Here is a 7,398-nt window from a genome sequence, read left to right as displayed (position 1 = left end):
CGGACCGCACCTTCGAGAACGTAGCCGAAACACGGCCCCGAGTGGCGGTGCGGAGGAGTCCCGGGGTCGCCGGGCGGCCACTCCACGAGAACGGTCATACCCGAGGCACCCTCGGGAACAAAGGGCGGTTTGACGTCCGCCAGCATCCTGGGGCCGAACTCGCTGTTGTGTTCGGCGCTCTCGGTCGCCGAGTCCTGTGCCGACATCGCTGCACCTCCGTAGGCCGGCCCGGAACGGATGGTCCGGCACTGTCGCCCCACGGTCCACCCTGCATCCTGTCGGCCTCCCTCACAAACCAGGAGGGCGCGGCACGACGCCCGTACTACCAGGGCTGGGGCCGGCGTCCGGCGACGGCTCCGCGGTCCGCGGCCGTCGCGGAGACGAGGACGGGCCGCTCCGCGGGTACGGGTGGCACCCTGGGCTGTCGTGGAACCGGCGATGCCGGGGCCAGGTCCTCCTCGGCCCAGACCACCTTGCCGCCCGGCACGGTGCGGAAACCCCATCGGCGGGACAGCTGGGCGACCAGGAAGAGGCCGCGGCCGTTCTCGTCATGGGTGCACGCGCTGCGCAGCCGTGGGGCGCAGGCGCTCGAGTCGAACACTTCGCAGGTCAGGACCTGATGCCGGATCAGGCGCAGGGTGATGTGACCGCTGCCGTGCCGTACGGCGTTGGTGACCAGTTCACTGACGATCAGCTCCGTGGCGTCCACGACCTCGGCCAGGCCCCAGTCGGTCAGCTGACGGGCAGCCAGGTGCCGGGCGCTGCGGGCGGCGGTCTGGTCGCCGACCAGCGTCCAGGAGGCCACCTGGGCGGGGTCGAGCGTCCGGGTGCGGACGAGGAGCAGCGTACGGTCGTCGGAGGGTGCCTGCCCCGGGAAGGTCTCCATCGCGCTGTCGCAGAGTTCTTCCAGAGGACGGCCCGGTTGTGCAAGGGCGCTGCCGAGGCGGTGCATTCCCACGTCGATGTCGTGTTCGCGGGTCTCGACGAGGCCGTCGGTGTACAGGCCGAGGAGACTTCCCTCGGGCAGTTCCAGCTCCACGGCCTCGTAGGGGGCGCCCAGGCCCAGGCCGAGCGGGGTCCCGGTGGGCAGGTCGGGGAAGGCGACGCGCCCCTGCGGGTCGACGACCGCGGGCGGCGGGTGTCCGGCCCGCGCCATGGTGCACGTGCGGGTGACCGGGTCGTACACCGCGTACAGGCAGGTGGCGCCCACGGCCGGGGAGTACTGCTCCGGGGCGTCGGCATCCTCCTCGGCCAGCCGCTGGACCGTGTCGTCGAGGTGTGTGAGCAGTTCGTCGGGCGGCAGCTCCATGGCGGCGAGGGTGCGCACGGCGGTGCGGAGCCGGCCCATGGTCGCGGCGGCGTTTATCCCGTGTCCGACCACGTCGCCCACGACGAGGGCCACTCGCGCGCCGGACAGCGGGATCACGTCGAACCAGTCGCCCCCGACGCCGTGATCCATGTCGGCGGGGAGATAACGCGAGGCCGTGTCGACCGCCGCGCCCCCCTTCAGGCGGTGCGGGAGCAGGTTCCGCTGGAGGGCGAGGGCGGCGGTGTGCTCGCGGGCGTACTGGCGCGCGTTGTCCAGGGCCAGCGCGGCGCGGCTGACGAGTTCCTCGGCGAGAAGCACGTCGACCTCCTGGAACGGCCCCGGGTCGGAGCTGCGGATGAACAGCACCATGCCGAGCAGGACGCGCCGCGCCCGGATGGGGATGAGCATCAGGGAGTGGATGCCGTGCTGGTGGATCGTCCGCGCGCGCGCCGGGTCCTGGTCGATCCAGGTGCCCGGAGCGGTGTCCAGGACCGGCTCCAGGTGGGGCGTCCCGGTGCGCAGGACGTCACTGAAGGGTGAGGCGGACGGCCAGGGGACGACCTCCCCGTGCGCCCAGGGGGACTCCGGGACCCCGTGGTGGATCGAGGCCAGTCCGGCGCGCCGGAAGACGGGGAGGCGCCGGTCCGCGGAGCCGATGTGGACCGGGGGCCCTTCGCCGCACGGCACCGACTGTTCGAGGTCCACGGCGACGTAGTCGGCGAGCAGCGGCACGGCCAGGTCGGCCAGTTCCTGGCTGGTGCGCATCACGTCCAGGCTGCTGCCGAGGCGGGTGCTGCCCTCGCTGAGGATGGCCAGGCGGTCGCGTGCCTGCCGGCTCCGGGTGAGGTCGACGCTGATGACGCACACCCCCAGCACCTGCCCGTCGGCGTCCTGGAGGCAGAAGACGGACGCCGCGTACGTGTGCTCGCGGTGCGGGCTCGACGGCAGCCACGTCCGGTGGTCGTGGACCTGTGCGGGGCCGCCCCGCATCACCTCCCGCATCGCCTCCTCGAGCGCCTCGGCCTCGGCGCCCGGCCGCACGTCGCTGAACCGCCGTCCGAGCCGGAGGTCGCGGGAGATGCCGTCGTGGCTCTCCATCGTGTCGTTGACCCAGGTGCACCGCAGGTCCGGGTCGCGCACGACGATGCCCATCGGGACGCGGGCGAGCAGCGACTCCCGCACCAGTTCGTTCGTCGGCTCCCCGGAGGCCTCCCCGATGTCGGTCACGGAGACGAGCCACCGGACCGTTTCACCGTGCCCCGACAGCATCGAGACCCGCAGGCTCACGTCGATCCCGTGCCCGTCCCGGTGCCGTACCGTCGTCGTGCCCGACCAGCCGCGCCGGGCGAGGCACCGGTCGACGAACTCCGCCGTCGTCGGCGCGTCCTGGGAGTACGGCAGGACGGCGGAGGCCGACCGGCCCACCACGTCGCCGGCGGAGTACCCGACCAGCCGCTCGGCGGCCCGGGTCCATCCGACCACCGTTCCCTGTTCGTCGAGCATCGCGATCGCCGACTCCGTGGGCTCGCGGAAGTCCGGCTGGGTGCGGGGTACCGATGTGTCTGTGCTGATCATCGAATCGTCGTCCTCGGATAGGTGACGGCGAGGCAGGCACCTGTGGCACGCCCGGCTTCGTCGCCGTTCTCGATTCCGGTCTCGGACCTGAGCGCGATCGCGCGGCTACTTGTCCCTTTTCAGACCATTGACCGGACGGCACTTCGATGTGTGACAGGGCCACCGCGGCCACGGCGGTGCCGGTCGGCCCGCCCGCGAGGGGCCGGCCGATGCGGACGTACGGTGCTGTCACCGGCACCACGGCCTGGGGCACGCTGCTGCTCCTGTGGCCGGGGGCGGACATCGCCGGGGCCGCCGGTCCAGGACCCGACCGGGTCGCAGCCGCCTGTCACCGCCTGGGACGGTTCCCGCGCGACGCCGCCGGCACCGGCAACGCCGTACGTCCGGGCGCCCACACCGTCGTCAGCGCGATCGCCGCCGGCAGCGCCAGGTGCCGCCGGCTGCCCCGCGCCGGCGCCGGCGCCGGCCCGTGCCCGGACTCGGCCATCGATGGTGCCTGCGGCGACCACGGTTCCGCCGCGTGCACGCCCGGCACCGTTCGGCCGTCCCGGCGACCGGACACCCGGCACGGTGGCGCGGGTGCGAGGCGGCGGCGGTCGAGCCGCACCGCGACGGGGGAGCCCCGGTCCAAGGGGCCGGGAGTGTGGCTCAGCCGGCGGCCGACATGAAGTCGGGCGCGGTCGTGCGGGCGCCGGAGTCCAGAAACGCGGCGATCTTGCCGGGGTTGAACAGCCACATCACCCTGCGGATGCCTTCCTTGGACGCTGCCACAGTCAGGATCGTGGTGGGGCAGCCGTCTCGGTAGATCATCACGCCCGTACGGCCGTTGGCCTGGACCGGTCGCAGCTCCGTGCCCTGCCAGAACCGCCGGGTGGCGGTGGCCAGGTTGGCCACGCGCGCGCGGCCCACCACAGGCACCCGTGCGACGCCCCGAACACCGTTGCCGTCGGACAGGCTGACAATGTCAGGGGCGAGGACGGCCTCCAACGAGGCCACATCGCCGGTGCGGGCCGCCGCGACGAAGGCGTCCAGCAGGCGCCGGTGCTCCAGCGCGTCCACGCTCTCGCGCGGCTCGCCCGCCAGCCGCTTGCGCGAACGGCTCACGATCTGGCGGACGTTGACGACGCTGAGCTGCAGGATGCCGGCAATCTCCGGATAGGAGTAGTCGAACGCCTCGCGCAGGACGTACGCGGCCCGTTCGGTGGGGCTCAGCTTCTCCAGCACGAGCAAGAGTGCCAACTCCAGGGCCTCTCCCCGCTGTGCGCCCACCTCCGGATCGGAACTGGTGTCGACGGGCTCCGGCAGCCACGGCCCGATGTAGGTCTCCCGGCGCACCCGCGCCGACTGCGCCACGTTGATGGCCAGCCGGGTCGTCGCACTGGACAGGAAGGCCACGGGGCTCACCACCACGGAGCGGTCGGTCTTCTGCCAGCGCAGCCACACCTCCTGGACCACGTCCTCGGCCTCGGCCACGCTGCCGAGCACACGGTAGGCGATACCGAAGAGGCGCGCCCGGTACTGGACGAAGGCCGAGACGGCCTCGTCGAGGTCGCTCGTCGTGGGGGACGGCTTGAGGTACATGATCCTGGGTCCAATCGCAGCTGAACGGAGCGACGGCGGTCGGGCGGAGACATCGCGGTCTCGCGGTCCGCCCCTCGGCTCACGTCAGGACTCTGCTCAGGTGATGAGTGCATTCTTCGCCAACAAGGCCAGACTGGGGCATGACGATGTCCGTACGCATCGCATGATCAAGTGATTCGGCCGGTACGGGGACGAGCAGGTGATCGCACGCACGCCATGAGGTGTCCGCGTGCACGCGCGGGCGCATCGCATGATCTGGTGATGTCGCCTCGGCCGGCCCGCCGGCGGGGGCACCGCTGGCCGGAGGCGGTGTCCAGCCGTTCAGCTCAGCGATTTCAGGAGCACCACGAAGCAGAGCGTCATTGCCGAGCTGACCAGGATCATCGCGGTGAGCGTTCCGCGCAGCCAGCGCGTGAAGCGGTCACGGTGCCGCTGCTGCGCCTCGCTGACGTTCGCCTCGATGTGCTCCGTCACCATCCGTGCGACGTAGGTCTGTTCCTTGAGGTACCAGCTCTCGATGTCCGCCCTCTGCTCCCGGGTCAGCCCGGGCACCCGTGTGGTGAAGAGCGCGACGCGCCGCCGCGCCGCCTCCAGGTGAGCCTGCCGGCACAGGAAGGTCTCGATGTCGGTCAGGCCGCGCGCGGCCTCCTTGCCCGCGTTCACGACGTGCTCCGCGGTCAGGCGGCCGTGCGGTCGCCCGCCGGGCTCCCGCCGGTGCGCCGCGGATCACCGCTCCCGACGAACGCGTCCCGTGGATGCTGGACGGAGGCGAGGGAGACGAGGTCACGGCCGAAGACCGCGGCCGTCAGCCAGACCGTGAGGACGCGGATCTTGCGTTCCCACGAGGGCACGGCCAGGACGTGGTAGCCCCGGTGCATCAGCCAGGCGGGAAGCCCCTTGATGACGATCCGCTTGTACTGGAAGATGCCCCGTCCCAGCCCGAGGGTGGCCACCACGCCCAGACTGCTGTGGCGGTACTCCCTGACGCGTCGCCCGCGCAGGTCCGCCACGATGTTCTTCGCGAGGCGTCTGCCCTGCCGTACGGCGTGCTGGGCGTTCGGCACCGTGTGCGCCCCCGGGAGCGTGGAGGCCAGGTCGGGCACGGCCGCATCGTCCCCGGCCGCCCAGGCGTCCGGAACGAATTCGCCGGCGGTGCCCACGCGCAGGTCGGGGCGGACCACGAGCAGGCCCCGTTCGTCGATCGGGAGGTCCGAGTGGTTGTGCACGACCGGGTTGGAGGCGTTGCCGGCGGTCCACACGACCAGCGCGGAATCGAACTCCTCTCCGTCGGAGAGCACCACCCGGCCGTCGGCGAGGGAGCGGACCTGTGTGTCGAGGTGGACGTGCGCGCCACGGCGCTCCAGCGAGCGCACCACCCAGGCACCGGGCTTGTCCCCCACCTCGGGCAGGATGCGGCCCCGGGCCTCGACCAGGTGGAAGGAGAGTTCGTCGGCGCTCAGCTCCGGGTAGGACCTGAGCATCGCCGTCGCGAGCGACAGCAGTTCCCCGAAGCCCTCGACTCCGGAGAACCCGCCGCCCACGAACGTGACGGTCAGCAGCCGTCGCCGCTCGGCGCCGGGAGGCAGTGACGCGGCCTGGTCGAACGCGGTCATCAGCCGGTCGCGTATGGCCACCGCCTCCTCGACGTGCTTCAGCCCGATCGCGTGCTCGGCGAGTCCCGGGATGGGGAAGGTGCGGGTCACGGCACCGGCGGTCACGACGAGGGTGTCGTAGCGCAGTTCGTAGTCCGCTCCATCGACGGGTCGTACGACGACTGTCCGGTCCGCGTGACGGATGGAGGTCACGGATCCCGCGATCACCCGGGCGCGCCGCAGGTGCCGCCGCAGCGACACGGCGGCGTGCCGGGCCTCGACCGATCCGGCCGTCACCTCCGGCAGAAACGGTTGGTACGTCATGTAGGGGCGGGGGTCGACCACCGTGACCCGCGCCTCCGCCGCACTGAGCCTCTTCTCCAGGCCCCATGCGGCGTAGAACCCTGCGTAGCCGCCACCGACAATCACAATTTCTCGCATCAGACCCTCTTTTTGTTGCTCGACACCCCTTAGACAAGGCAGGACCGGAGGGTGTGACACGGCGGCCTCACGACGCGCGCGACGCACGGTGCGTGAGCCGGCACGACACACCCGACCGGCTGCGGAAGGCTCAGGTGCGGCGGTCCGATACTCGGTCCATGCGTGTGGAATACGCCCCTGGGGCGATGAGCAGCACGGACTTCTACCGGTTCCTGACCTCGGTCGTCATTCCGCGGCCGATCGCCTGGGTCTCCACGGTCACTCCCGACGGCAGCACCGACAACCTGGCTCCGCACTCCTTCTTCAGCATCGCCAGCACCGATCCCCCGATCGTCCAGTTCACCTCGATCGGGCGGAAGGACTCGCTGCGCAACGTCGAGGAGACCGGGGAGTTCGTCGTCAACTTCTCGTCGGAACCGCTCCTGCGACTGATCAACGCGACAGCCGTCGACTTCCCCCGCGCGGTCAGCGAATTCGACTCCGCGGGCATCGAGCGCGAGGCCAGCCGGAGTGTGCGCCCGCCCAGGGTGGCAGCCGCGCACGTGGCTCTGGAGTGCCGCTCCCACACCACCCTGCGGATGGGCAACTGCACCCTGGTCTTCGGGCGAGTGCTCCATGCCGCGGTCGACGAGGACTACCTCGTCGGCGGCCGCCCCAGCAGCGAGTTGCTGCGCCCGCTGACCAAGCTCGGCGGCGACGAATGGGGCACCCTCGGCAAGGTCGTGCACCTGAGCCGCATCCCGTACGAGGAACCCGGCACCGCCTGACCCGCGCTCACCGCCGTTTGACAGCGCCACCGAATGGATAAGAGGTCATCTCATTTGGAGGTCCGGGTAGCCTGACTGTGTGATGGTCGAGCGTCTGGTGCCGGACGGGCTGTGGGAGTTGTTCCAGCGGGTG

5 protein-coding genes and 1 pseudogene are annotated in these 7,398 nt (G+C 71.4%); 1 reads left to right on the top strand and 5 read right to left on the bottom strand.

Annotation, left to right across the window (positions count from 1 at the left end):
- From AB0M11_RS40835 to AB0M11_RS40815, 5 genes and pseudogenes are all read right to left on the bottom strand, one after another.
- Positions 1–206, bottom strand: a pseudogene (locus tag AB0M11_RS40835) (cupin domain-containing protein); the annotation flags it as partial.
- A gap of 116 nt (positions 207–322) precedes the next feature.
- Positions 323–2,884 carry a SpoIIE family protein phosphatase gene (locus tag AB0M11_RS40830; RefSeq protein ID WP_365713966.1) on the bottom strand — a complete coding sequence of 854 codons (2,562 nt, stop codon included), beginning with the start codon at positions 2,882–2,884 and terminating at the stop codon, positions 323–325.
- A gap of 648 nt (positions 2,885–3,532) precedes the next feature.
- The gene (locus AB0M11_RS40825; RefSeq protein WP_365713964.1) at positions 3,533–4,465 is read right to left on the bottom strand and encodes an RNA polymerase sigma-70 factor; all 933 of its coding nucleotides are present in this window, start codon (positions 4,463–4,465) and stop codon (positions 3,533–3,535) included.
- 321 nt (positions 4,466–4,786) lie between these two features.
- Entirely contained in the window at positions 4,787–5,128 is a 342-nt protein-coding gene (locus AB0M11_RS40820; RefSeq protein ID WP_365713962.1) for a hypothetical protein, read from the bottom strand.
- A gap of 14 nt (positions 5,129–5,142) precedes the next feature.
- On the bottom strand, positions 5,143–6,498 hold the full coding sequence (locus AB0M11_RS40815) for an NAD(P)/FAD-dependent oxidoreductase (RefSeq protein WP_365713960.1): 1,356 nt from the start codon (positions 6,496–6,498) through the stop codon (positions 5,143–5,145).
- Positions 6,499–6,656: 158 nt separating this feature from the next.
- Between AB0M11_RS40815 and AB0M11_RS40810 the strand changes: the two genes are divergently transcribed.
- Positions 6,657–7,265, top strand: a complete 609-nt coding sequence (locus tag AB0M11_RS40810) for a flavin reductase family protein (RefSeq protein WP_365713958.1) — start codon at positions 6,657–6,659, stop codon at positions 7,263–7,265.
- The last annotated feature ends 133 nt before the right edge of the window (positions 7,266–7,398 follow it).

Origin of the sequence: Streptomyces sp. NPDC051987 (assembly GCF_040680735.1) — a bacterium.
In the GTDB taxonomy this organism is placed as follows: domain Bacteria; phylum Actinomycetota; class Actinomycetes; order Streptomycetales; family Streptomycetaceae; genus Streptomyces.
Note: the sequence above shows the minus strand (reverse complement) of the source record. Positions and strands in the feature narration are given on the sequence as shown.